Source organism: Actinoplanes subglobosus (genome assembly GCF_042650585.1).
In the GTDB taxonomy this organism is placed as follows: domain Bacteria; phylum Actinomycetota; class Actinomycetes; order Mycobacteriales; family Micromonosporaceae; genus Actinoplanes; species Actinoplanes subglobosus.
Genome location: NZ_JBHSBL010000018.1, coordinates 663,511 through 685,411, shown reverse-complemented (window position 1 = coordinate 685,411; position 21,901 = coordinate 663,511). Strand labels below are relative to the sequence as shown.

The following is a 21,901-nucleotide window of genomic DNA, read 5'->3' as shown; positions in this document are numbered from 1 at the left end:
CATGACGCAGGAGAAAACAGTGCTGGCAGAGGCGGGAGAGCGGCGGCGCGACGCCGAGCGCACCCGCACCGAGCTGCTCGACGTCGCCACCGAGGAGTTCGCCGACCGCGGCTACAGCGGGGCCAGAGTGGACGAGATCGCCGCCCGCACCAGGACCACGAAGCGGATGATCTACTACTACTTCGGCGGCAAGGAGCAGCTCTACCTGGCCGTCCTGGAGAGGGCGTACTCGGAGATCCGCGCCGCCGAGCGGACCGCCGACGTCGACCACCTCGACCCGGTCGCCGCCGTCCGCCGGCTCGCCGAGGTCACCTTCGACCACCACGAGGCGCACCCCGCGTTCATCAAGCTCGTCGGCGTCGAGAACGCCCAGCACGCCAAGCACATGAACCACGTGGCCCGGCTCGTCGACCTGAACAGCTCGGCCGTCGCCCTGCTCGGCGGCGTCCTCGACCGCGGCCGCGACGAGGGTGTGTTCCGCGACGACGTCGACGCCCTCGACGTCCACATGATGATCAGCTCGTTCTGCTTCTTCCGCGTCGCCAACCGCCACACGTGGGGCGCGCTCTTCGACCGGGACCTGCTCGCCCCGGACCGCAGGGAGCACTACCGCACCATGCTCGGCGACCTGGTGACCGGCTATCTACGAAAGTGAGCCCCCATGCGCCGGTCGATCGCCACCGTCTGCCTCTCCGGGACCCTCGACGACAAGCTGACGGCAGCGGCCGCGGCCGGATTCGACGGCATCGAGCTCTTCGAGAACGATCTCGTCGTGTCGCCGATGACGCCGGCCGAGGTCCGCAAACGGTGCGCCGACCTGGGGCTGAGCATCGACCTGTACCAGCCGTTCCGCGACCTGGACTCCGTTTCGGATGAAATCTTTCGGAAGAATCTGGATAGGGCCGCGCGGAAGTTCGACGTGATGGCCGCCCTCGGGGTTAACACCGTCCTGGTCTGCTCCTCGGTCGCGCCGGACGCCGTGGATGACGACGACCGGGCAGCCGCGCAACTGACGGAACTGGCCGGGCGCGCCGACAATCGCGGCATACGGATCGCCTACGAGGCACTCGCCTGGGGCCGCCACGTCTCCACATGGGACCGCTCGTGGCGGATCGTGCAGCGCGCCGACCATCCGGCCCTCGGGCTCTGCCTCGACTCGTTCCACGTGCTGTCCCGCGACGTCAGCCCGGCCGGGATCGCCGGCATCACTCCCGGCAAGATCTTCTTCCTGCAGCTGGCCGACGCGCCGCACCTGAGCATGGACGTGCTGCAGTGGAGCCGCCACCACCGCCTCTTCCCCGGCCAGGGCGCCTTCGACCTGCCCGGGTTCGTGGAGCTGGTGCTCGCCGCCGGTTACCACGGTCCGCTGTCGCTGGAGGTCTTCAACGACGTGTTCCGCCAGTCCGACCCGGGCCGCACGGCGATCGACGCGATGCGCTCCCTGATCGCCCTGGAGAACGACCTGACGATCCGCCGCCTCCCCGACGCGCGCCTCCCCGACGCACCCGAGCTGACCGGCCATGCGTTCACCGAATTCGCCGTCGACGGCCACTCCGGCCCCGAGTTGAGATCGGCGCTGCGCGGTCTCGGATTCACCCACACCGGCCAGCACCGCACCAAACCGGTCGAGCTCTGGGAGCAGGGCACCGCCCGCATCGTGCTGAACAGCGCCGTGACCCACCCCGGCCCGGCCGCGATCAGCGCGTTCGCGGTCACCTCGGCCGATCCGGGCCGCTCCCTGGCCCGCGCCGGGGCGCTGCTGGCCCCCGCCCACCCGAACGTCCGCGAACCCGGCGAGACCGAACTCGCCGCGATCACCGCCCCCGACGGCACCAGCGTCTTCGTCACCCACCCCGGCGACGGCTGGCGGGCCGATTTCCTGCCCACCGGCTCGGCGAAAGGCCCGGGCGCCGGCCTCCTCGCGGTCGACCATCTCGGGCTGGCGCAGCCGTTCGACCACTTCGACGAGGCCGGCCTCTTCTACCATTCGGTGCTCGGCCTGGACCATCTCGCCACCGAGGAGTACGCCGCGCCGTTCGGCCTGATGCGCTCCCGCGCCGTCGCGAACCCGTCCCGATCCGTCCGGGTGGCCCTGACGGTGGCCCTGCTGCGCCGCGGCGACTGGGCGCCCGCGGTCGCCGACCCCCAGCACGTGGCCTTCACCACCGCCGACATCATCGCCACCGCCGCCGCCCTGGACCTGCCCGCACTCCCGGTCCCGGACAACTACTACGACGACCTGGCCGCCCGGTTCGCCCTGGATGCGGCCTTCGTGGCGGCCCTGTCCCGCCACGGCATCCTCTACGACCGCGACCCGTCCGGCCACGAACTGCTGCACCTCTACACCCCGGTCTTCGGCGGCCGCGTCTTCTTCGAGATCGTCGAACGCCGTTCCGGCTACGACCGCTTCGGCGAGCCCAACGCCCCGGTCCGCATGGCGGCTCAACGTCACCGCCGCCTCAACCCCTGATGTGGTACGGCCACCGGCCCCCGGCCGGGCCACCGCCTCAGCCCGGCGGCCGCGCTACGGTCTTGCCGCCGGCCTGCGTCGCGGTGTAGGCCCGGGACGGGCCAGGTGCGGTCGGGGGCCGCCAACGGCGTACCGGAAAGGGGGTTTATGAGCGACGGATCGCCGGACCGCGATTCCACCAGAGGGAAAGGCCGACGGCCGCGCTGACCAGCAACGTCCCGAGAAGCAGGAACCAGACGCTGACCTCGACGTCCTGCTTCGTCAGGCCGAACTCGCGCGGCAGATCGCCGAGGACGTCGGTGAGCTGCTCGGCGTCCTGCGCCTTGAAGTAGCGACCGCCGGTGAGGTCCGCGACCTGGGTCAGCGCCTCCTCGTCGATCTCCCGGTTGCCGCCGCCACCACGACCGCCGCCTCCGCCGAAACCGCCGCCGCCGAAGCCACCACCGGCGAACGCCGAGTCGCCGCTGACCTGTTCGGCGGTGCAGACCATCTGCTGCGGGCTCGTCGTGCCGAACCCGATCGTGTAGACGCGCAGGCGCCGGGCCGCGGCCTGTTCGGCGGCGGTGACCGGGTCGACGCCGGTGGTGTTGGAGCCGTCGGTGAGCACGACGATGGTGTCCGGCTCGTAGTCGACGGTCGCGCCGTCCGGCACCGTGCCGTCGAGCTCGACACCGGTCCCGGCGACCTCCGGATTGATCTCGGCGATGGCGTCGATCGAGGTGAGGATGGCCTGGCCGATGGCGGTGCCACGGGCGGTCTTCAGATTTTCGATGGCGTCGAGCAGCGGGTCCTTGTCGGCGGTCGGCGGGACCAGCAGGCCGGCGATGCCGGAGAAGGCGACCAGCCCGATCCTGGTGTCGCCCTCCTGCGCCTCGACGAACTCGCGGGCCGCGTCGACGGCGACGGCCAGCCGGTTCGGGGCGATGTCGGTGTTGCACATCGAACCGGACACGTCGATGGCCAGCAGGATCGTGGTGTCGTTGGACGGCACGGCGACCGACGCCTGTGGCCGGGCGATGCCGCCGGCCAGAGCGAGCAACCCGGCGAGGAAGAGGTAGACCGGGATGCGGCGGCGCCAGGCGGTGCGGCCGGGCAGCGCGGCGCGGATCAGCGCGACGCTGGACACGGTGATCGCGGTCCGTTTGCGGCGCCGGTTGAACCACCAGCGGGCGAGCAGCAGCAGCGGCACCGCCAGGACGGCGGCCAGCGCCCAGGGCCAGCTCAGCGACATCAGACGATCCTTCCGTGCCAGCGGATGCCGAGGAGCCCGCCGAGCGTCAGGAGCAGCAGGGCGGCCGCCGCGAACCCGGCGGTCAGTTCGAGCGGCTCCTTCTCCGTGGTGAGACGCAGGTCGATGGACCGGGTGCTGTCGGTCAGCGCGGCCGCGTCACCGGCCTGCTGGTACGCCCCACCGGTCACCTGCGCCACAGTGGTCAGCAACGACTCGTCCAGCGCGGTGCCCAGCTGGAAACCGTCCACCTCGACGGTCGCGCCCTGTGCGGTGCCGACGCCGACCGTCTGGATCCGCACCCCGGCGGCCGCGGCCAGCTCGGCGGCGGCCTGCACGTCGGGTCCACCGGTCTCCTCGCCGTCGGAGAAGACGACGATGGTGGCCGACGGCCAGTAGCCGAGGTCCGGGGTCGTCGGCACCGCGCCCTCGGCGGGGAGGCTGACCGGTTTGCCGGTGATGGTGCCGAGCGCGACCAGGATCGCCTGTCCCAGCGAGGTGCCGCCGCTGGGCGAGACCCGCCCGATCGCGGCGATCGCGGCCGCGTGATCGTCGGTGGGCGCCTGGGTGAGCAGTGCCTGGTCGCCGAAGACGAGCACGCCGACGTCCACACTGTCCGGCTGGTCCTCGACGAACGCCTTCGCCGCCTCCTGCGCGGCACCGAGCCGGCTGGGGGCGACGTCGGATGCCGACATGCTGTTGGAGATGTCGAAGGCGAGCAGCACGGTGCCGGCGACGCGGGGCACGGCCACCTCGGCCTGCGGGCGGGCCAGGCCGATCAGCATCACCGGCAGGGCGGCCAGGAGCAGCGCGTACGGCAGATGCTGGCGGAGCCGGCTCTTTTGAAGCGTGCCGAAGCCGGCCTTTCTCAGCGCCTCCGCCCGCCTCCTCTGGAGGGTCACGTAGCCGGCGACGGCCGCGACACTGACCAGGACCGCCACGCCGATCACGGCCGGATAGAGGAAGGTCACCGGCGCCTCCGTCCGGAGCGGCGGACCATGTCGACCAGGGCGGCGAGCATGTCCTGGTCGGTGGTGATCCGGTGGGCGTCGACGCCGGCCTTGCGCATGCCGGCGGCCAGCTCGGCCTCGCGGGCGCCGACCTGTTCGGTGAGGCGGGCGCGCAGCAGCGGGTCACTGGTGTCGACGAGCAGCTGCTCACCGGTCTCGGCGTCCTCGACGAGGATGAGGCCGAGGTCGGGGAGTTCGAGTTCGGCGGGGTCGACGACGCGGATGACGACCACCTCGTGCCGGTGGGTGAGCTGGGCCAGCGGGCGGTCCCAGCCGGGCTCGCCGATGAAGTCGGACATGACGAAGACGAGGCTGCGCCGTTGTGCGGTGGTCGCGGCAGCCAACCGCAGCATCCCGGTCAGGTCAGTCGTTTTGTCCGACTTTTTCGTGACTTCTTTAGTCGCCTCGCGGGTGATGCGCAGCACCTGATCCCGTCCGGTGCGCGGCGGGATGACCTTGTGGGACTGGTTGTCGAACAGGATCGCCCCGACCCGGTTCCCGCCCTGGGAGATCAGCCGCGCGATCGCCACCGCCAGGTCGGAGGCCGTCGACTCCTTGCCGGCGCCCCCGCCGAACCGCATCGACGCCGACCGGTCGATCACCATCCAGGCGGTCATCTCCCGGTCCTCGGTGTACTGCCGGACGAACGGCTCGTCGAGACGGGCCGTGACATTCCAGTCGATGTGCCGGACGTCGTCCTCCGGCGTATACGCCCGCAGGTCGGTGAAGTCGAGCCCGGCGCCGTGCCACACGGTCCGGTAGGAGCCCTGCAGACGCCCGTCGAGGCGGCGCCCGAGTTTCCACTCCAGACGCCGCAACAGCCGGTCGGGGGCGGCGGTCATCTAGCGGCCCCGGCCGGCGGGCTCCGGGAACGACAGGTTCGCCAGGATCTTCGCGATGATCAGGTCGGCGGTGACCTCGTCGGACAGTGCCTCGTAGGACAGCACGAGACGGTGCCGCAGAACATCCAGGGCAAGGTCGCTGAGATCCTCGGGTACGACGTACTCCCGGCCGCGGATGTAGGCGAGCGCCCGCCCGGCCAGCACCAGACTGATCGACGATCGCGGGCTGGCCCCGAAGGTCACGTACTTCGCCAGGTCGGTGAGACCCACCCGGGCCGGGTCGCGGGTGGCGTGGGCGAGGTTCACCGCGTATTCGATCAGGGACGGGTCGACGTAGACCTTGTCGACCTCCTCCTGGAGTGCCGCCAGCATGACCGGGTCGATGATCTTCTGGATCGCGGCGGGCCGGCTGAGTGCCCGCTCGACGACCACGAACTCCTCGGTGACGCTCGGGTAGCCGACGACCACCTTCATCATGAAGCGGTCGACCTGCGCCTCGGGCAGCGGATAGACGCCCTCGTTCTCGATCGGGTTCTGGGTCGCCATGACCAGGAACGGGCTGGGCAGCTTGTGGGTCTCCCGGCCGATGGTGACCTGCCGCTCCTGCATCGTCTCCAGCAGCGCGCTCTGCACCTTGGCCGGCGCCCGGTTGATCTCGTCGGCCAGCAGCAGGTTGGTGAAGACCGGGCCGAGCTGCACCTGGAACTCGCCGCTCTGCTGGTTGTAGACGCGGGTGCCGACGATGTCGGCGGGCACCAGGTCGGGAGTGAACTGCACCCGGTGGAAGTCGCCACCGATCGCCTCGGCGAGCGATTTGACGGCGAGGGTCTTGGCCAGCCCGGGCACGCCCTCGACCAGGATGTGTCCGCGGGCCAGCAGTGCCACGATCAGCCGCTCGAGCAGGTTGTCCTGGCCGACGATGGTCTTCTTGACCTCGTACAGCACCTTTTCGATCGGGCCGGCGGAGGCGGGCGGGGCGTCGGTCCAGCTCATGTGTCCGTCACTTTCAGTAGCTCAGAGGGGAGGAGACTGGCCGTCGCCCTCGCCGGTGCCGCCGAGGGCCGCGCCGATCGGGACGGCGAAGCCGATGCCGATGAAGGTGCCGGCGCCGCTCGGGTTGGCCAGCGCGATCACGATGCCCACCACCTGCCCCCGGTCGTTGATCAGCGGCCCGCCGGAGTTGCCCGGGTTGACCGCCGCGTCGAACTGGATGAGGCCCTGGACGTCGTCCTCGCCCTCGCGGTTGAGCACACGCTCCAGGCCGGAGACGACACCGCTGCTGGTGCTGAAGGTCAGGCCGAGCGGGTTGCCGATCGCCACGACGGTCTCGCCGATCCGGCTGCCGCCGCCGAGCACCGCCGGGACCAGGGTCTCCGGAAGCTTGTCGGGGGTGAGCGTGGCGATGTCCTGCGCCGGGTCCTCGCTGGCCGGCCGGGCGGTCGCCTCGGTGCCGTCGGCGTAGGTGAGCCGGATGCTCTCGGCCCCGTCCACGACGTGCAGGGCGGTGAGGATCGTGCCGTCGGCGTTGGCGATCACGCCGGTGCCGGTGCCGGCCTCCAGCCTGTTCTGCGAGTCGTGCCCGGTGGTCCGGATCAGCACCACCGATGGGGTGAGCGCCTGGTAGATCTGAGAGACGGTGAGCGGCGCCTGCGAGGGCGAGGCGGAGGCCACCGGACGGGCGGCGGCCGGTGTCCCCCCGTCACCACCGCGGACCGCCACCAGCGCCGTGATCGCCACGGCCCAGGCCACGATCGCCCCGATGAGCACCTTGCGGCGCAGCTCAGGGGTGTTCCACCGTCTCTTCGGCTCCTCCGGAACGGGCTCCGGCGCGGCGGGCCCGTCCGGGCGGAGCACCGTCATCACGATGCGACCACCGGACTCTGCATTCATCGACCCTAGAAGCGTTTCCTAGGAATCCGCCATGAGAGTTCTGATGGTTTCCGGAACGCAATTTCTGCCAGAACTTCATGAATCTGGCATATCACCCGGCGGGGCGAACGCATGCGGGGGCGGCACCGTGACGGTGCCGCCCCCGAGGGAATGCGTGGAGTGACTGATCAGCCGAGGAGGGTGACCTTGCCCGAGTCCAGGTCGTATCGGGCGCTGACGACCTTCATGTGCCCGGCCTCGACCTTCTCCCGGAAGATGGCGCTCTGCGCCGTGATGGCCGCGGCCTGCGCCTTCGCGTTCGCCTGGACACCCTTCTCGACCGCGTCGGGGTCGTTGGCGTAGGGGCCGACGATCGGGGTGAGCGCGTCGACGACCAGCTGGATGTGCCCGGGCGCGGTGCCGCCGGAGCGCACACAGCCCTGGGTCGCCGCTACGGCACCGCACCGCTCGTGACCGAGGACCATGACCAGCGGCGGCACGAACTCCTCGGCCGCGTACTCCATGCTGCCGAGCAGCAGCGGGTCCACCGCGTTGCCGGCGACCCGGTTCACGAAGAGGTCACCGACACCCTGGTCGAACAGCAGCTCGGGCGCGACCCGCGAGTCGGCGCAGCTCAGGATGATCGCCAGCGGGTGCTGGCCCTTGGCGACGTCACCGATCCGCTCACGGCTCAGGTGCGGGTGCTTGGCCTTCCCGGAGATGAAGCGCTTGTTGCCGGCCATCAGGTTCGCGAGAACCTTCTCCGGGGTCATGCCCGACTCCGCGGCCAGCGCGGCCGACGAGCCGAGACCACCCAGGGCGATCGATCCGGCAACGGCACCGCCGGCACCGAGGAAGAAACGGCGGTTGAGCTTCGACTCCAGCAATGGACTCTCCTGAACTTTCGATCTCAGCGGGTTACGCCACGACTGATCGGCCCGTCCGGGACGCGGAGAAGGGGTGCAACCGAATGCCTACCGACGGCTACCACTCGGTAACGCGAGTGCGTAGCGTGGCGGGAGGAGGGGGTATGTATGAGCACGAACGTCTCGGAGAAACAGGCACGGCAGACCGCTGAAGCCGCTCGCGAGTCCGAGTGGCGACAGCCCAGCTTCGGCAGGGAACTCTTCCTGGGCCGCTTCCGTCTCGACCTGATCCACCCCCGGCCGGCGCCCACGCCACGGCCGGAGTTCCTCGACCGCCTGGCCGACTATCTGCGCTCCGAGGTGGACGGCGCGCGCATCGAGCGCGAGGCGCGCATCCCCGACGAGGTCTTCCACGGTCTGGCCGAGCTCGGCGCGTTCGGCATGAAGATCGACACCGAGTACGGCGGGCTCGGACTGTCCAACCTGCACTACTGCCAGGCGCTGACGATGACCGGCTCGGTGAACGCCGCGGTGGGCGCGTTGCTGTCGGCGCACCAGTCGATCGGCGTGCCGCAGCCGCTGAAGATGTTCGGCACACCCGAGCAGAAGAAGGCGTTCCTGCCCCGTCTGGCCGGCGGCGAGGTGTCGGCGTTCCTGCTCACCGAACCGGACGTCGGCTCCGACCCGGCCCGGCTGGGCACCGTGGCCGAGCCGGTGGAGGGCGGTTTCCGGCTCAACGGCGTGAAGCTGTGGGCGACCAACGGCACCGTCGCCACCCTGCTCGTGGTGATGGCCCGGGTCCCGGAGAAGGGCATAACCGCGTTCGTGGTCGAGGGCGACTCGCCCGGCATCACGGTCGAGCGGCGCAACGCCTTCCTCGGCCTGCGCGGCCTGGAGAACAGCGTGACCCGCTTCCACGACGTGTTCGTGCCCGAGGCGAACGTGATCGGCGGCCTCGGCAAGGGCCTGCGGATCGCGCTGACCACGCTGAACACCGGCCGTCTCTCCCTGCCGGCGATGTGTGTCGGCGCCGGCAAGCGCGCTCTGGCGATCGCCCGGGAGTGGTCGGCGGACCGCGTGCAGTGGGGCCGTCCGGTCGGCTCGCACGAGGCGGTGGCCAAGAAGATCGCGTTCATCGCGGCGTCCACCTACGCCATGGAGTCCATGCTGGACCTCTGCTGCCTGATCGCCGACGACGCGCGCAACGACATCCGGATCGAGGCGGCGCTGGTCAAGCTCTTCGCCAGCGAGATCGCCTGGCAGGTGGCCGACGAGCTGATCCAGATCCGCGGCGGCCGCGGCTACGAGACGGCCGACTCGCTGGCCGCCCGCGGCGAGCGGGCGTCGGAGTCCGAGCAGATCCTGCGCGATCTGCGGATCAACCGGATCTTCGAGGGCTCGACCGAGATCATGCACCTGCTCATCGCCCGGGAGGCGGTGGACGCGCACCTGTCGGTCGCGGGCGACATCATCGACCCGGAGGCGGACCTGGGCCGCAAGGCCCGCGCCGGGGCGCGAGCGGGCGCGTTCTACGCGCGGTGGCTGCCGACACTCACGGTGGGTCAAGGTCAAAACCCTGCGGGGTACGGCGAATTCGGCCCCCTGGCAGCCCATCTGAGGTATGTGGAACGCGCGTCCCGCAAGCTGGCCCGGTCGACGTTCTACGCGATGTCGCGGTGGCAGGGAAAGATGGAGCGCAAGCAGGCGTTCCTGGGCCGGATCGTGGACATCGGCGCCGAGCTGTTCGCCATGGCGGCGGTGTGCTCGCGGGCCCACGCCGAGCGCGACGACCGTCCCGAGGGCCGCGAGCTGGCCGACCTGTTCTGCCGGCAGTCCCGGCTGCGTGCCGAGGCCGGGTTCGCGGCGCTGTGGGACAACACCGACCGCCTCGACGTGACGGCAGCCGAACGGGTGCTGGCCGGCCGCTACGCCTTCCTGGAGGAGGGTGTGATCCACCCACCGGCCGACACTCCGTGGGTGGCCCCGTGGTCGCCCGGCGCGAGCACCGCCGAGGACGTACGCAGGCGCCTGAAATGACGAGACGTCCCCGGGCCATCGGCCCGGGGACGTTCGTACCTGTCTGAGCTACGGCCAGCCGTACCTCAGACAGGTTCAGCTCGTGACCGGCTCGCCCGGCACGACGAACAGCGGCTTCCACGGGTCGTCGGGGCTGATCGGGTACTCGGTCGACGGCGCGTCACCGGTGCTGGTCCAGCGGGCCTCGTACGGCAGCCCGTTGAAGAGCACCTTCTGCCCACGCGAGTAGATCGTCTCCGGGTTCCACTCGTCGGTGACGCCGGTGACCGTGGGACTCGGTGACGGCGCGACGTCGGTCGAGGTCACCGGGCCGATCACCGACCACGGGGTGGGCGTGGCCGAGTCGCCACCGGCCGACGGGTCGGTGCCCTGGTTGGCCCACTTGGCCTCGTAGACGACACCGTGCCAGACGACCTTGTAGCCCCGCACGTACTGCGCGGTGAGACGCCACACCGGGTAGGGGCTCTTCGCCGGGTCGTCGGTGACCGACGACTGCGCGGGGATGGTGACGGCCTCACGGCCGGAGCTGCCGACGATCGCGCCCGGCAGGTCCGCGAAGACCTTGGAGAAGGCCAGCTTCTCCTGGGAGACACCGCTGCACGTGTTGGAGTGGACGACCACGTTGGTGAACGTGCCGGTGCACTGGGCGTCCCGGTTGAGCGACCACATCGACACACGGCCGAGGCCCTTGTCGATCGCGAAGGCGGCCAGCCCCTGCGCGTCGGCGACGGTGAACCGTTCGGCGTCGATGTCGTTCTGCCCGATCATCGGGGTGGCGCCGATCCGCGACCACACCTCGGGACCGGTCAGCTGCACGCCGAGCCGCAGGTAGAGGTCGGACAGCTGCTTGTGGGTGGCCTCCAGCGCGCTCTCGCCGAGCTCCAGCATGTCCGGGCTGGAACCGCCGGTGCCGTAGTCCATGATCATGACGTTGACGCCGCGCAGCGCGACCCCACCCTCCAGGGTGGCCCGCACCGCGGCGATCCCGTCGGTGGTGAGCCCGGTCGGTGCGACCGGCAGCGTCATCCACACGTCCAGGTTCCCACCGGCGGCCTTCCGCTCGGCCTGGAGCGTCTTGAGCGCGAGGGCCCGGCGCGCCAGCGACGCCTTGTCAGCGACGGCGGTGCCCTCGACGTCCAGGTCGAGGGTGTCCAGCTGGTAGCGACGCACCAGCTGGCGGTAGGCGTCGGTCAGCCGGGCCTGATCGGTGCAGGCGACCGCCAGCTCGGTGTTGGTCAGGCCGCCGACGCTGAGCATGATGTCACCGCCGGACGCGCGTAGCTGCTCGATCCGGCGGTCCAGCTCCAGCGACGCGGCCGCCTCGTCCGGCGTGTAGGCCCCGCCCCAGCTGGGCGCGCACCCGTCCTCCGGGTCGGCGACGACGAAGGCGAGGGCCACGTCGTTGGCCGGGTTCACGGCCGGGTCCTGGAACTCGAACGTCGGGGTGAGCGTGACGTCGACGTACGGCACCGCCCAGGATTTCACGGCCGGGCCGGCGTTGTCCCGGTAGTGGATCACCGCGGCCGTTCCGCCGGCTCCGAGTCCGGCCACCACCAGGATCAGGAAGCCGAGCCGTAGCCAGGACAGCTTCTGGACCGGGCCCTCGGGCTCCTGCCAGTCCGGGTCGGCGAGCGGGTCGTCCGGCTCCGGCCGCGCCAGCTGCGGGGTGGCGGTCGTCATGGGTGCCCTCTCGTTCACGGGTCGTCGTCGGCTTCTCGAATCGGCAGCCACGACCCGTGCTGAAGGCAACCGGGCGGAAACCTTCAAGCGACCCGGCGCACCGGCCGATGGTGCCGGTCGACGGGCACCGGCGGAACCGCGCCGGGGCCGGCGTCCCATCCCCAGTGAGAGGCCATCCCACATGCAGCGCAAACCGGTGGACCAGCACCGGCTCGACACCCCACGCCAGTGGGGCGCGGACCGGCGGTCGGCACCCCACCCGCTGACTCCGCCGCCCGTCTCCGAAGGCCGGATCGCCCGCGGCCGCCTCGCGATCGTCCTCACCATCGCGGTGTGGGCCTGCTACATCGCCTACACGGTGTTCGAGCAGTTCATCGTGGGCAAGGCGAGCAGCGCGAAGCTGGTCGTCGAGGCGATCGTCTACATGCTGGTGGTCACCGCGCTGATGGGCTCGGCGATGGCCTACCTGATCACCCGGATCGGGTTCTTCTACCGCAGCCGGGCACACCACCGGGCGCCGCGGATCGCGCTGGACCCGTTCCTGGCCGGGCCGACCCCGACGGTGACCGTACTGGTGCCGTCCTATCAGGAGGACGAGCGGGTCATCCGGACCACGCTGCTGTCGGCCGCGCTCCAGGAGTACCCGGGGCTGCGGGTGGTGCTGCTGATCGACGACCCGCAGCAGCCGAAGACGCGGGCCGCCCGTGACCTGCTGCTCTCCGCGCGGGCCCTGCCGGGTTCGATCGAGTCCGAGCTGGCCGTGCCGTTCACGCGCGCGCAGGCCGCGTACGAGCGCTTCGCGACCGGCCTCGACGGGCACACCGCGACCGTCGACGACATGCGCGACCTGGCCGCCGAGTACCAGTCGGCGGTGGGCTGGCTCTACGGCCTCGGTCACCGCCAGGAGATGGTCGACCACACCGACACGTTCTTCGTCGAGCACATCGTCAACCGGCTCGCCGGTGACCTCGGCACCATCGCCGAGGCCCTCGAACGCGGCGCCGCCGAGGAGGCGGTGCTGCCGGCCGAGCGGATGGTCCAGCTCTACAAGCGGCTGATGGCGATCTTCGACGCGACGGTGACCAGCTTCGAGCGCAAACGGTACGTGTCGCTGTCGGCCGAGCCGAACAAGGCGATGAACCTGAACAGCTACATCGGCCTGATGGGCGGCAGCTACCAGGAGGTGAGCACCCCGATGGGGGTCGCCCTGGTCTCCGCCGGCGCGGGCCGGGCCGAGCTGACCATCCCGAACCCGGACTACGTCCTCACCCTGGACGCCGACAGTGTGCTGCTGCCGGAGTACGCGCTGCGCCTGGTGCACCTGATGGAGCAGGGTGCGTACGCCCAGTGCGCGGTGTCGCAGACCCCGTACAGCGCGTTCCCCGGTGCGGCCACCCGCCTGGAGCGGATCTCCGGCGCCACCACCGACATCCAGCACATCGTGCACCAGGGCATGACCCACTACGGTGCGACGTTCTGGGTCGGCGCGAACGCGGTGCTGCGCAAGAAGGCGCTCGACGACATCTGCGAGGCCACCTACGAGGGTGACTGGGAGATCAAGCGGTACATCCAGGACCGCACGGTCATCGAGGACACCGAGTCCACGATCGACCTCGGGGTGCACGGCTGGACGCTGCACAACTACCCGGAGCGGATGGCCTACAGCGCCACCCCGCCGGACTTCGGCTCGCTCGCCATCCAGCGGCAGCGCTGGGCCAACGGCGGCCTGCTCATCCTGTCCCGGCTCAAGGACCAGTTCCGGGCCAAGACAGCGCGCGGGCAGAAGAACCGTTTCGGCGAGCTGTTCCTCCGGGTCAACTACATGGCCTCCATCTTCTGGAGCTCCATCTGCCTGGTGATCATGCTGGCGTACCCGTTCAACGCCGACCTGCTCAACCCGGTGCTGCTGCTGGTGTCGGTGCCGTACTTCATGATGATGGCCGCCGACCTGAAGTACGTCGGCTACAAGCGCATGGACATCCTGCGGATCTACGGTTTCAACCTGATCCTGCTGCCGGTCAACCTGTCCGGGAGCTTCGCGTCCATCCTGCAGCTGCTCACCGGCGAGAAGAGCCAGTTCAAACGTACGCCCAAGGTGCGCAACCGGACGACGGCGGCGACCACCTACCTGCTCGCCCCGCTCGCCCTGATCGCGCTCTGCGCCTACACCGTGGTCCGCGACGTGCAGCTGGGCCAGTGGGCCAACCTGGTCTTCGCCCTGATCAACCTGGTCCTCGCCTCGTACGCGATGATCGCCTTCGTCGGTCTCGGCAACACCGTCGTCGACCTGCTCACCCACCTGAAGGCCTGGCTGTACCGCCCGGTCCAGCCGAAGCGGTCCCGTCCCGCCGCCACCGTCAAGCCGGCCGCCGGTGGTCACGCCGAGAACCGCGCGGTGGCCGGTGCGATCGGCGACTGGGCGTCGGTGCTGCATTACGGCGCCGAGGGCAACTCCCCCGGTATGGTCGCCGTCCGGTCGTCGCAGGCCGCCGCGGCCAGCCGCCGGGGCACCCGCGCCCCGCAGGTGTCCAGCTCGTTCGAGGAGTACACGTTCTTCACCGTCTTCCAGCCGATCTTCGAGCTGGAGTCCGGTGAGGTGGCCGGCTACGAGGCGCTGACCCGGTTCGCCGACGGCAGCAGCCCCCACCAGGGCCTGGCCGACGCCCAGGAGCACGGCCGGCACATCGACCTGGACGCCGCGCTGGTCCGGGCCGCGATGGCCTCGGCCGCGTCCCTGCCGGAGGGCACCTGGCTCGCCGTCAACGTCTCGGCCGGGCTGCTGCGCCGCCGCCGCGAACTGGAGCAACTGCTCGCCGAGAGCGACCGGCCGATCGTCCTGGAGATCGACGGCGCCGAACCGGAGGACCTGGCCGACCTGCCGGCCGGGGTCCGGATCGCCGTCGACGACGCCGGGGCCGGGTACGACAGCCTGGCCCGGATGGAGTCGCTGAAACCGGCGTTCCTCAAGCTGGGTCGGCAGGCGCTGGCCGGTGTCGAGACCGAGGGCGCCCGCCGTGCCTCGATCCGGCTGCTGGTCGAGTTCGCCCGGGAGAACGGCTGCACCGTGATCGCCGAGGGGATCGAGTCGGCACCTCAGCGGGATGCGCTGGCCGCGTGCGGCGTACCCCTGGGGCAGGGTTTCTATCTGGGCAAACCGGTGCCGGTCGAACGAGCGCTGGCCGACGCCGCCGGTCGCTGACAGCGACGAAGGGGCCCCTCCCGATGGGCGGGGCCCCTTCGCGTACGTCCTGGTCAGCCGCGGGAGATCGTGGTCATCTCGTCGCGGTCGACGACCTTGATCCGCTTGCGGCCGTGCGGCTCGCCGAGCGCGATCTCGTGGGCGTCCAGCTGCTGCCAGCCGGCCCAGGTGGTGATCGGCAGGCCGCGCTGCTCCAGGTAGGCGATCGGGGCGGCCGGGTCGGCCTCGGGCGCGACCGGCAGCCGGCCCTCGGCCTCGTCCTCCAGGAGGCTGGCGACCGTCTCGCCGGAGCAGCCCTTGGTGTGGCCGATCAGGCCGACCGGGCCGCGCTTGATCCAGCCGGCCACGTAGGTGCCCGGGATGTGCTCGCCGTCCAGGTCGATGACCCGGCCGGCGGCGTGCGGGATGGTGCCGGTGCTGGTGTCGAACGGCAGGTCCGGCAGCGCGCTGCTGAGGTAGCCGACGGCACGGTAGACGGCCTGGACCGGCCAGTCGGTGAACTCGCCGGTGCCCCGGACCCAGCCGTCGCCGGTCAGCTCCTGGGTCTCGGTGCGCAGGCCGACGACCTTGCCGTCCTCGCCGAGGACCTCGACCGGCGCCTGCAGGAAGTACAGGTGCAGGCGGCGCGGCCGGTCCCGCGGGTCACGGACCGCCCAGTTCTGCAGGATGTCGACACACATCTTGATGTGCCGGGTCTGGCGCATCGCCTCCAGGCTGGCCTCGTCGAACTCGATGCCCTCCGGGTGGACGATCACCTCGACGTTCGGCGAGTGGTCCAGCTCGCGCAGCTCCTGCGGGGTGAACTTGACCTGGCCCGGGCCGCGCCGGGAGAACAGGTGCACGTCAGTCACCGGGCTCGCCTTGAGCGCCTGGTACACGTTGTCGGGGATCTCGGTTACCAGCAGCTCGTCGGCGGTCTTGGCGAGGATCCGGGCCACGTCGATGGCCACGTTGCCGGCGCCGATGACAGCGACCTCACGGGCTTCGAGGGGCCAGTCGCGCGGCACGTCCGGGTGGCCGTTGAACCAGGAGGCGAAGTCGGCGCCGCCGAAACTGCCCTGCAGGTCGATGCCCGGGATGTCCAGGGAACGGTCCTTCTCCGCGCCGGTGGAGATCACCGTGGCATCGTAGAAGCGGTTCAGCTCCTCCGGCTTCACGTCGACGCCGTAGGAGACGTTGCCGACGAACCGGATCCGCGGGTTGTCGAGGATCCGGAAGAGGGCGTTGACGATCTCCTTGATCCGGGGGTGGTCGGGCGCCACGCCGTACCGGATCAGGCCGTAAGGGGTGGGCAGCTTGTCGAAGATGTCGACGGTGACCGTCTCCGATGCCTTGATCAGATGGTCGGCGGCGTAGATACCGGCCGGGCCGGCTCCGATGACGGCAACTCGCAGGGGGCGGTTCATGGTCGCTTCCTAACTCGCGCGCTTCGATTCCGTCAGCCAAGATCGACGGCAGGCTGTGGCGACTGTAAAACCTCAACCTAGGTTCAGATCAAAGCGACCCCGGTCCACAATTCCCCCAAAACGGACTTAGGGCACCCTTACGCAGGCCTCTGAGCTGGGAAAACACCAATTTCTGTGTAACCGGTCTCCCCCGCCTCCGCCGTCCCGGCCTACAGGATCGAGCCACCCCCGGGACATCGACGACCTTGTTAGACTTCGGCGCTTGCCACCTCCACCCACCGCGGGCCACCTCCACCCACCGCGGGCCACTCCGCCCGCCGCGGATCACCTCCGCTCACTCCGGGGAGACGATGGACGAGCTGCTGGACCCCGACGCCTCGCTGGCCTACCTGCGCGGCTGGCAGGACCGGGTCGACCGCAACGCCGAGAACGCCCGGACCGCCGCCGGCCGCATCGCCGGGATCCGCGCCACCGCCCGCGACGGCAACGACCTCACCGAGGTGACCGTCGACGCGACCGGCGCTCTCCTCGACATCAGGTTCACCGACCGCATCCAGCGGGTCCCACCCGACGCCGTCGCCCGAGCCGTCCTCGCCGCGACCACCACCGCCCGGCACGCCGCGACTGAACAATCCCGGACAATCGTCACCGAGGCCTACGGTCCAAACTCGGCCGCGGCCCGCGCGGTCATCGCCCGCCTGGAGGACGACCGTGGCTGACGGTTTCTCCGCCGGCGCGGCGGGCTCCTCCGCCGGCGCGGCGGGCTCCTCCGCCGACCCGGCGGGCTCCTCCGCCGACCCGGCGGGCTCCTCCGCCGACCCGGCGGGCTCCTCCGCCGACCCGGCGGGCTCCTTCGCCGACCCGGCGGGCTTCTCCGCCGACCCGGCCCAGATCCGCGATCACGCGGCGAGGATCGCGGCGATCCGCGACCGGTTCGCCGCGGTCACGGCCGCGAGCGCGGCCATCGCCCGGAACGACGCCGCCTACGGTCTCCTCTGCGGCTGGATGTCCGAAATTCTGGACGAAAGACAAAAAGCCCAAGAAGCCATTCATCGGTACGTCCAGGAGAACCTCCGCCTAGCGGAAGAGGCTCTGATCAGAACCGGCCATGACTACGAGTCCACGGACGCGGACGCCGCAGACCGCCTCCGCCGGGCCGGCAACCTCTGAGGGCCAGCCGATGACAGCCGCCTTCACCGAGTCGTCCGGCCCGCAGGTCACACCCACCTCCGCCCTTTCGCACGCCTCCGGCGCTTCGCCCGCCTCCGGCCTTTCTCTCGCGGACAGTTTCCAGGGCGTCCTCCAAGCCGTCGACGGCGGCGGGTGGGCCGACAGCGCCTTGGCCGGCGGGGCGTTCGCCGCCGAGGCCGTGGCCACCGTGATCGACCCGTTCGGTGCCCTGCTCGCCAATGGTCTCGGCTGGGCGCTGGAGTATTTCGAGCCCCTCCGCGAGATCCTCGACAGGCTCACCGGCTTGCCCGACGTGGTCGCCGCCCACGCCGCCGCATGGCATGACATGGCCACCGAACTCGGCGCCATGGCCGGCGACCTCCAGTCCTGCCTGACAACCGGCACACCCGATTGGCAGGGCGAGGCCGCCGCCACCTACCAGAATCTGATGGCGAACAACGTCGACGTCCTCGGCGGCCTGAGCGTCCTCGCCGACACCATGTCATCGGCCACCCGGGCCGCCGGAAACCTGGTCACGCTCACCCGAGACCTGGTCCGCGACCTGATAGCCGACCTGGTGGCCCGCGTGATCATCTGGGCCGGCGAGGCTTTGCTGGTCGTCACGATCCCGGTGGTGGCAGCCCAGATAGCGTCAGCGGTCGCGAAATGGGCAGGCCGAATCGCCTCCTGCACGAGCGCCCTGATCACCAGCCTGTCCAACCTGACCCGCCTGCTCAACAGCTGATGCCCCCGAGACCCCGAGGCAACAGCGGCGGCGGCACCCCCGACGGCTCCGGATCGCGCCCGCACGGCGGAGGCTCCCCGACCGGCGGAGGTGTCCGCTCCAACGAGGCCGCCGCCATGGCCACAGCCCTACAGGGCCGGGCGGGCAACGGCCCCGCCGCAACCGCCTCCGACATCGCCCGAGGCCAGCCCGACCACCTCACGACACGAGCGACCGGCGCCCTCGGGGGCACTCCGACCGGTCCGCCCAAAACGATCAGCTCTGGAGGCGACGCCACCAACGCACGGTCCGACGAGTTGGAGAACTCCGGCGCCGCGATGATCGCTGACGCGGGCTATCGCATTCATCAGAACCCCACTCCGCTCGAGGTTGCGAACTCCCGCTCCCGCACGGGGGACATCGGGTCCGCGACACGCAAGCCCGACTATTTGATCGAAGGGCGGGTGTTCGACTGCTACTCACCAACGAAGGCGAACAAGGCGGTGCGCGGTATCTGGGACGAAGCCGAGGACAAGGTCAACAAGGGTCAGACCCAGCGAGTGGTGGTGAATCTGGAGGACTGGCGGGGCGACCTGGACGCATTGCAGCGGCAGTTCGACAACTGGCCGATCCCGGGCCTCAAGGAGCTCAAGGTCGTCACACAGCGAGGTGAGATCATCCAGATGAATCTGCCTGAAGAGAACTATCGAGGGTAAGAATGTCGCTTAGCTACCGGTTGACACTCGCCGGGCCCATCACCACCGATCAACTCGCGGAACGGGCGTTTCCCGATCAGGCGGAACGGCCCTCCGGGTCGGGGCCAACTCTCTCCGCCGATCTCAACGAGACCCACGGATTCGCCGTGGCCGTCCGCAGCGGCCGCAACGGCTACGTCGACGCCGGCACCGATGACGGCGACTGGGAGTGGGAACCGGATCCGTTCGCGGCGATCTCCTTCGACATCGACGACGACATCGACCGCGAGCAACTCGCCGTCAACCTGGTGACCGTGGTTCAGCGGGTCCTGCTGTCCGGGCCCGAAGACGCGGCCTTCGTCATCAACGGTGACTACCTGCTGATCGGACGCTTCAACGGACAGGTCACAAAGCACAGTCACGAGAAGTGGTGGTCCTACTATCCGGCGGCCGACGCGATGATCATCGGGTAGCGCCTGATTGCGCGGGGATCGGCAAAGACCGATTTGATGCTGGGCTTGTGCGCGGCTTCTGGCTCCAGACTTAGTGATCGTTCGGGTTACCGATCGGTAGCCCGGGCGCCCACCGGCAGCCCGCCCCTCAGGGCGGGCCGTTCGAAGGAGCCCCGATGTCCGCGACACCACCGGTTGCGACTACCGCCGCTCACGACTCCCCCGTCCACATCAGACCGCTCCGGGTCCTGCTGGCCACGGTCCTCTCCCTCGCCGTCGTCCTCGGCCTGGCCGGACCCGCCTACGCCGTGACCGCCGCCGAGAAGATGGCGGTACTGACCTCGTTCACCCAGACGTCCGCCTCCTCCTACAACTCCTGGAACGCGGCCCGGCGGAATCAGGGCGACTGGGCCGCCTACGGTTTCGACTGGAGCACCGACTTCTGCTCGGCGAGCCCGGACAAGCCGCTCGGTTTCGACTTCTCGCTGTCCTGTCACCGTCATGACTTCGGCTACCGGAACTACAAGGCGGCCGGGGCGTTCTCCGGCGCGAACAAGAGTCTCGTCGACTCGGCCTTCTACGCCGACCTGAAACGTAAGTGCGCCACCTACTCGGCGGTGGTCCGCCCGGCCTGCCTCAGCCTGGCGTGGACCTACTACCAGGCTGTTTCGGTCTTCGGTTCGCTCGAAGCGGTCGACCCGGCCGACGTGGAGGCGGCCGCCGAGCTGATCTGATCACCCGCACCCGGCGCCGGCGGCACCGGCTCAGGCGAGTTCGCCGTACGGCGTCGGGATGTGGCGAAGCGGTAGCCCCGGATCGCGGTAACCCTTCGGGCCCTGCCGTTTGGGCAGCGTGATGGTGCTGGGTTTGAGCGGCTCGTACGGGACCTGGCTCAGCAGGTGCGTGATGATGTTGAGCCGGGCCCGTTTCTTGTCGTCGGTGCCGGCGACGAACCACGGCGCCCACGCGGTGTCGGTGGCGGCGAGCATCGCGTCACGCGCCCGCGAGTAGTCGTACCAGTGGCTGTACGACTTGAGATCCATATCGGACAACTTCCACACCTTGCGCGGGTCGTCGATGCGGCTCTGCAACCGCCGGGTCTGTTCGTCCGGGCTGACCTCCAGCCAGTACTTGAGCAGCAGGATCCCGGAGTCGACCATGGCCTTCTCCCAGGCCGGGACGGTCTCCAGGAAACGCTCGGTCTCCTCCGGCCTGCAGAAACCCATCACGTGTTCCACGCCGGCCCGGTTGTACCAGGAGCGGTCGAAGATCACGACCTCACCGGCGGCCGGGTAGTGCGCCATGTACCGCTGGGCGTACATCTGGCTCTTCTCCCGCTCGGTCGGCGTCGGTAGCGCGACCACCCGGAAGACGCGTGGGCTGACCCGTTCGGTGATCCGCTTGATGGTGCCGCCCTTGCCCGCGGTGTCGCGCCCCTCGAAGACGACGCAGATCTTGGCGCCGGTGGCTTTCACCCACTCCTGCATCGCCACCAGCTCACCGTGCAGACGCCGCATCTCCTCCTCGTACGCCTGCCGCTTCATCCTGGTGACGGCCTGCCCGTCGCTCTTCGGGTGGTGCTTGTCCTTCTTAGACATGGCGTCGTCTCCGCGTCCGGGCCTCAGGGCGGCCCGGCTCCCGAGACGGCCGGACCCACATGGCCCGCAGTCTGTCCCGGTCCGCCCCGCCCGCACCTCACCCGCGCGAGATGAACCCGACCACCCGGCAGGATTGCCGAAATTTATCCAGTCTGCCAGAATCTCTCAGATTAGAGATTCTGGACGATAGGAGAATCAATGCGCCGCATCGAGGTCGACGACGACGTCTACGCGCATCTGGAACGCCACGTCAGAGGTTTCGAACAGCCCAATGACGTCCTACGGCGCCTGCTGTTCGAGCAGCCCCAGGCACCGGCGACCTCCTCCAGCCCCGGAACCACGTCGACCACGGTGATCCGCGGAAAACTGAAGCCCCTCCTGGAGCAGGGCGAAACGCTGAAGGCGGGAGACACCCTCACGCACACTCAGGTCCGGAAGGGGCGAACCTTCACCGCGACCGTCGAGCCGGATGGCTGGATCAAGACCGACAAGGGCCGTTACCGGGAACCCTCACCGGCCCTCAGCGAACTGGTCGGAACCGCGATCGACGGCTGGGCCTACTGGATCCACGAAACGAGCGGGAAATCGCTGCGGACCCTGCGATCCGAGATCAGCTGAGCGGACTCCGGAGCATGGACAGGCGTCCGCCGGGAGG

20 protein-coding genes are annotated in these 21,901 nt (G+C 70.0%); 11 read left to right on the top strand and 9 right to left on the bottom strand.

The features are described from left to right. Window position 1: 1 nt before the first annotated feature. Together ACFO0C_RS25070 and ACFO0C_RS25065 are read left to right on the top strand one after the other, a co-directional pair. Window positions 2-655 carry a TetR/AcrR family transcriptional regulator gene (locus tag ACFO0C_RS25070; RefSeq protein ID WP_378069079.1) on the top strand — a complete coding sequence of 218 codons (654 nt, stop codon included), beginning with the start codon at window positions 2-4 and terminating at the stop codon, window positions 653-655. Window positions 656-661: 6 nt separating this feature from the next. Next, the gene (locus ACFO0C_RS25065) at window positions 662-2,470 is read left to right on the top strand and encodes a bifunctional sugar phosphate isomerase/epimerase/4-hydroxyphenylpyruvate dioxygenase family protein (protein ID WP_378069078.1); all 1,809 of its coding nucleotides are present in this window, start codon (window positions 662-664) and stop codon (window positions 2,468-2,470) included. Between the two features lie 145 nt (window positions 2,471-2,615). Here ACFO0C_RS25065 and ACFO0C_RS25060 read toward each other — a convergent pair whose 3' ends face one another. The 6 genes from ACFO0C_RS25060 to ACFO0C_RS25035 form a co-directional block, all read right to left on the bottom strand. Continuing rightward, window positions 2,616-3,701, bottom strand: a complete 1,086-nt coding sequence (locus ACFO0C_RS25060) for a VWA domain-containing protein (protein ID WP_378069077.1) — start codon at window positions 3,699-3,701, stop codon at window positions 2,616-2,618. Then, window positions 3,701-4,669, bottom strand: a complete 969-nt coding sequence (locus ACFO0C_RS25055) for a VWA domain-containing protein (RefSeq protein ID WP_378069076.1) — start codon at window positions 4,667-4,669, stop codon at window positions 3,701-3,703. Before ACFO0C_RS25055 ends, ACFO0C_RS25060 begins: the two co-directional genes overlap by 1 nt. Then, window positions 4,666-5,550: a DUF58 domain-containing protein gene (locus ACFO0C_RS25050; RefSeq protein WP_378069075.1), complete on the bottom strand. Its 885-nt coding sequence runs from the start codon at window positions 5,548-5,550 to the stop codon at window positions 4,666-4,668. Before ACFO0C_RS25050 ends, ACFO0C_RS25055 begins: the two co-directional genes overlap by 4 nt. Further along, the gene (locus tag ACFO0C_RS25045; protein WP_378069074.1) at window positions 5,551-6,543 is read right to left on the bottom strand and encodes an AAA family ATPase; all 993 of its coding nucleotides are present in this window, start codon (window positions 6,541-6,543) and stop codon (window positions 5,551-5,553) included. A 21-nt stretch (window positions 6,544-6,564) separates the two neighbouring features. Continuing rightward, on the bottom strand, window positions 6,565-7,410 hold the full coding sequence (locus ACFO0C_RS25040; RefSeq protein WP_378069152.1) for a S1C family serine protease: 846 nt from the start codon (window positions 7,408-7,410) through the stop codon (window positions 6,565-6,567). A 197-nt stretch (window positions 7,411-7,607) separates the two neighbouring features. After that, window positions 7,608-8,306, bottom strand: a complete 699-nt coding sequence (locus ACFO0C_RS25035; protein WP_378069073.1) for a carbonic anhydrase — start codon at window positions 8,304-8,306, stop codon at window positions 7,608-7,610. A gap of 147 nt (window positions 8,307-8,453) precedes the next feature. On the opposite strand from ACFO0C_RS25035, the gene ACFO0C_RS25030 reads away from it, so the two are divergent. Continuing rightward, window positions 8,454-10,322: an acyl-CoA dehydrogenase family protein gene (locus tag ACFO0C_RS25030; RefSeq protein ID WP_378069072.1), complete on the top strand. Its 1,869-nt coding sequence runs from the start codon at window positions 8,454-8,456 to the stop codon at window positions 10,320-10,322. A gap of 75 nt (window positions 10,323-10,397) precedes the next feature. Here the strand turns inward: ACFO0C_RS25030 and ACFO0C_RS25025 are convergent, their stop codons facing one another. Further along, a complete protein-coding gene (locus ACFO0C_RS25025) occupies window positions 10,398-12,002 on the bottom strand; it encodes a chitinase (protein ID WP_378069071.1) in 1,605 nt (534 codons plus the stop codon). A 181-nt stretch (window positions 12,003-12,183) separates the two neighbouring features. Here ACFO0C_RS25025 and ACFO0C_RS25020 point away from each other — a divergent pair, with 181 nt between their 5' ends. Further along, complete coding sequence (locus ACFO0C_RS25020) at window positions 12,184-15,201, top strand: EAL domain-containing protein (protein WP_378069070.1); 3,018 nt, start codon at window positions 12,184-12,186, stop codon at window positions 15,199-15,201. 53 nt (window positions 15,202-15,254) lie between these two features. Here the strand turns inward: ACFO0C_RS25020 and ACFO0C_RS25015 are convergent, their stop codons facing one another. Next, window positions 15,255-16,607 (bottom strand): FAD-dependent oxidoreductase, encoded by a 1,353-nt coding sequence (locus ACFO0C_RS25015; protein WP_378069069.1) that lies wholly within the window; start codon window positions 16,605-16,607, stop codon window positions 15,255-15,257. A 350-nt stretch (window positions 16,608-16,957) separates the two neighbouring features. On the opposite strand from ACFO0C_RS25015, the gene ACFO0C_RS25010 reads away from it, so the two are divergent. The 6 genes from ACFO0C_RS25010 to ACFO0C_RS24985 all read left to right on the top strand — a co-directional run bounded on the left by ACFO0C_RS25010 (window position 16,958) and on the right by ACFO0C_RS24985 (window position 20,382). Beyond that, entirely contained in the window at window positions 16,958-17,326 is a 369-nt protein-coding gene (locus tag ACFO0C_RS25010) for a YbaB/EbfC family nucleoid-associated protein (protein WP_378069068.1), read from the top strand. Continuing rightward, window positions 17,319-17,777: a hypothetical protein gene (locus ACFO0C_RS25005; RefSeq protein WP_378069067.1), complete on the top strand. Its 459-nt coding sequence runs from the start codon at window positions 17,319-17,321 to the stop codon at window positions 17,775-17,777. Before ACFO0C_RS25010 ends, ACFO0C_RS25005 begins: the two co-directional genes overlap by 8 nt. 10 nt (window positions 17,778-17,787) lie before the next feature. Next, window positions 17,788-18,522: a WXG100 family type VII secretion target gene (locus ACFO0C_RS25000; protein ID WP_378069066.1), complete on the top strand. Its 735-nt coding sequence runs from the start codon at window positions 17,788-17,790 to the stop codon at window positions 18,520-18,522. A 317-nt stretch (window positions 18,523-18,839) separates the two neighbouring features. Further along, a complete protein-coding gene (locus ACFO0C_RS24995) occupies window positions 18,840-19,217 on the top strand; it encodes a CdiA C-terminal domain-containing protein (protein ID WP_378069151.1) in 378 nt (125 codons plus the stop codon). A gap of 2 nt (window positions 19,218-19,219) precedes the next feature. After that, window positions 19,220-19,669, top strand: coding sequence for a SitI3 family protein (locus ACFO0C_RS24990; RefSeq protein ID WP_378069065.1), 450 nt, complete (start codon window positions 19,220-19,222; stop codon window positions 19,667-19,669). Between the two features lie 155 nt (window positions 19,670-19,824). Continuing rightward, window positions 19,825-20,382: a phospholipase gene (locus ACFO0C_RS24985; RefSeq protein ID WP_378069064.1), complete on the top strand. Its 558-nt coding sequence runs from the start codon at window positions 19,825-19,827 to the stop codon at window positions 20,380-20,382. Between the two features lie 30 nt (window positions 20,383-20,412). Here ACFO0C_RS24985 and ppk2 read toward each other — a convergent pair whose 3' ends face one another. Next, window positions 20,413-21,246, bottom strand: a complete 834-nt coding sequence (ppk2, locus tag ACFO0C_RS24980; protein ID WP_378069063.1) for a polyphosphate kinase 2 — start codon at window positions 21,244-21,246, stop codon at window positions 20,413-20,415. Window positions 21,247-21,444: 198 nt separating this feature from the next. On the opposite strand from ppk2, the gene ACFO0C_RS24975 reads away from it, so the two are divergent. Further along, window positions 21,445-21,864, top strand: a complete 420-nt coding sequence (locus tag ACFO0C_RS24975) for a restriction system modified-DNA reader domain-containing protein (RefSeq protein ID WP_378069062.1) — start codon at window positions 21,445-21,447, stop codon at window positions 21,862-21,864. Window positions 21,865-21,901: the final 37 nt, after the last annotated feature.

Coding starts and splice junctions, on each gene's coding strand:
- ACFO0C_RS25060 (WP_378069077.1), bottom strand. CDS start 3,701: ATGTCGCTGAGCTGGCCCTGGGCGCTGGCCGCCGTCCTGGCGGTGCCG.
- ACFO0C_RS24975 (WP_378069062.1), top strand. CDS start 21,445: ATGCGCCGCATCGAGGTCGACGACGACGTCTACGCGCATCTGGAACGC.
- ppk2 (WP_378069063.1), bottom strand. CDS start 21,246: ATGTCTAAGAAGGACAAGCACCACCCGAAGAGCGACGGGCAGGCCGTC.
- ACFO0C_RS25065 (WP_378069078.1), top strand. CDS start 662: ATGCGCCGGTCGATCGCCACCGTCTGCCTCTCCGGGACCCTCGACGAC.
- ACFO0C_RS25025 (WP_378069071.1), bottom strand. CDS start 12,002: ATGACGACCGCCACCCCGCAGCTGGCGCGGCCGGAGCCGGACGACCCG.
- ACFO0C_RS24985 (WP_378069064.1), top strand. CDS start 19,825: ATGTCCGCGACACCACCGGTTGCGACTACCGCCGCTCACGACTCCCCC.
- ACFO0C_RS24990 (WP_378069065.1), top strand. CDS start 19,220: ATGTCGCTTAGCTACCGGTTGACACTCGCCGGGCCCATCACCACCGAT.
- ACFO0C_RS24995 (WP_378069151.1), top strand. CDS start 18,840: ATGATCGCTGACGCGGGCTATCGCATTCATCAGAACCCCACTCCGCTC.
- ACFO0C_RS25020 (WP_378069070.1), top strand. CDS start 12,184: ATGCAGCGCAAACCGGTGGACCAGCACCGGCTCGACACCCCACGCCAG.
- ACFO0C_RS25015 (WP_378069069.1), bottom strand. CDS start 16,607: ATGAACCGCCCCCTGCGAGTTGCCGTCATCGGAGCCGGCCCGGCCGGT.
- ACFO0C_RS25045 (WP_378069074.1), bottom strand. CDS start 6,543: ATGAGCTGGACCGACGCCCCGCCCGCCTCCGCCGGCCCGATCGAAAAG.
- ACFO0C_RS25010 (WP_378069068.1), top strand. CDS start 16,958: ATGGACGAGCTGCTGGACCCCGACGCCTCGCTGGCCTACCTGCGCGGC.
- ACFO0C_RS25030 (WP_378069072.1), top strand. CDS start 8,454: ATGAGCACGAACGTCTCGGAGAAACAGGCACGGCAGACCGCTGAAGCC.
- ACFO0C_RS25050 (WP_378069075.1), bottom strand. CDS start 5,550: ATGACCGCCGCCCCCGACCGGCTGTTGCGGCGTCTGGAGTGGAAACTC.
- ACFO0C_RS25000 (WP_378069066.1), top strand. CDS start 17,788: ATGACAGCCGCCTTCACCGAGTCGTCCGGCCCGCAGGTCACACCCACC.
- ACFO0C_RS25040 (WP_378069152.1), bottom strand. CDS start 7,410: ATGACGGTGCTCCGCCCGGACGGGCCCGCCGCGCCGGAGCCCGTTCCG.
- ACFO0C_RS25070 (WP_378069079.1), top strand. CDS start 2: ATGACGCAGGAGAAAACAGTGCTGGCAGAGGCGGGAGAGCGGCGGCGC.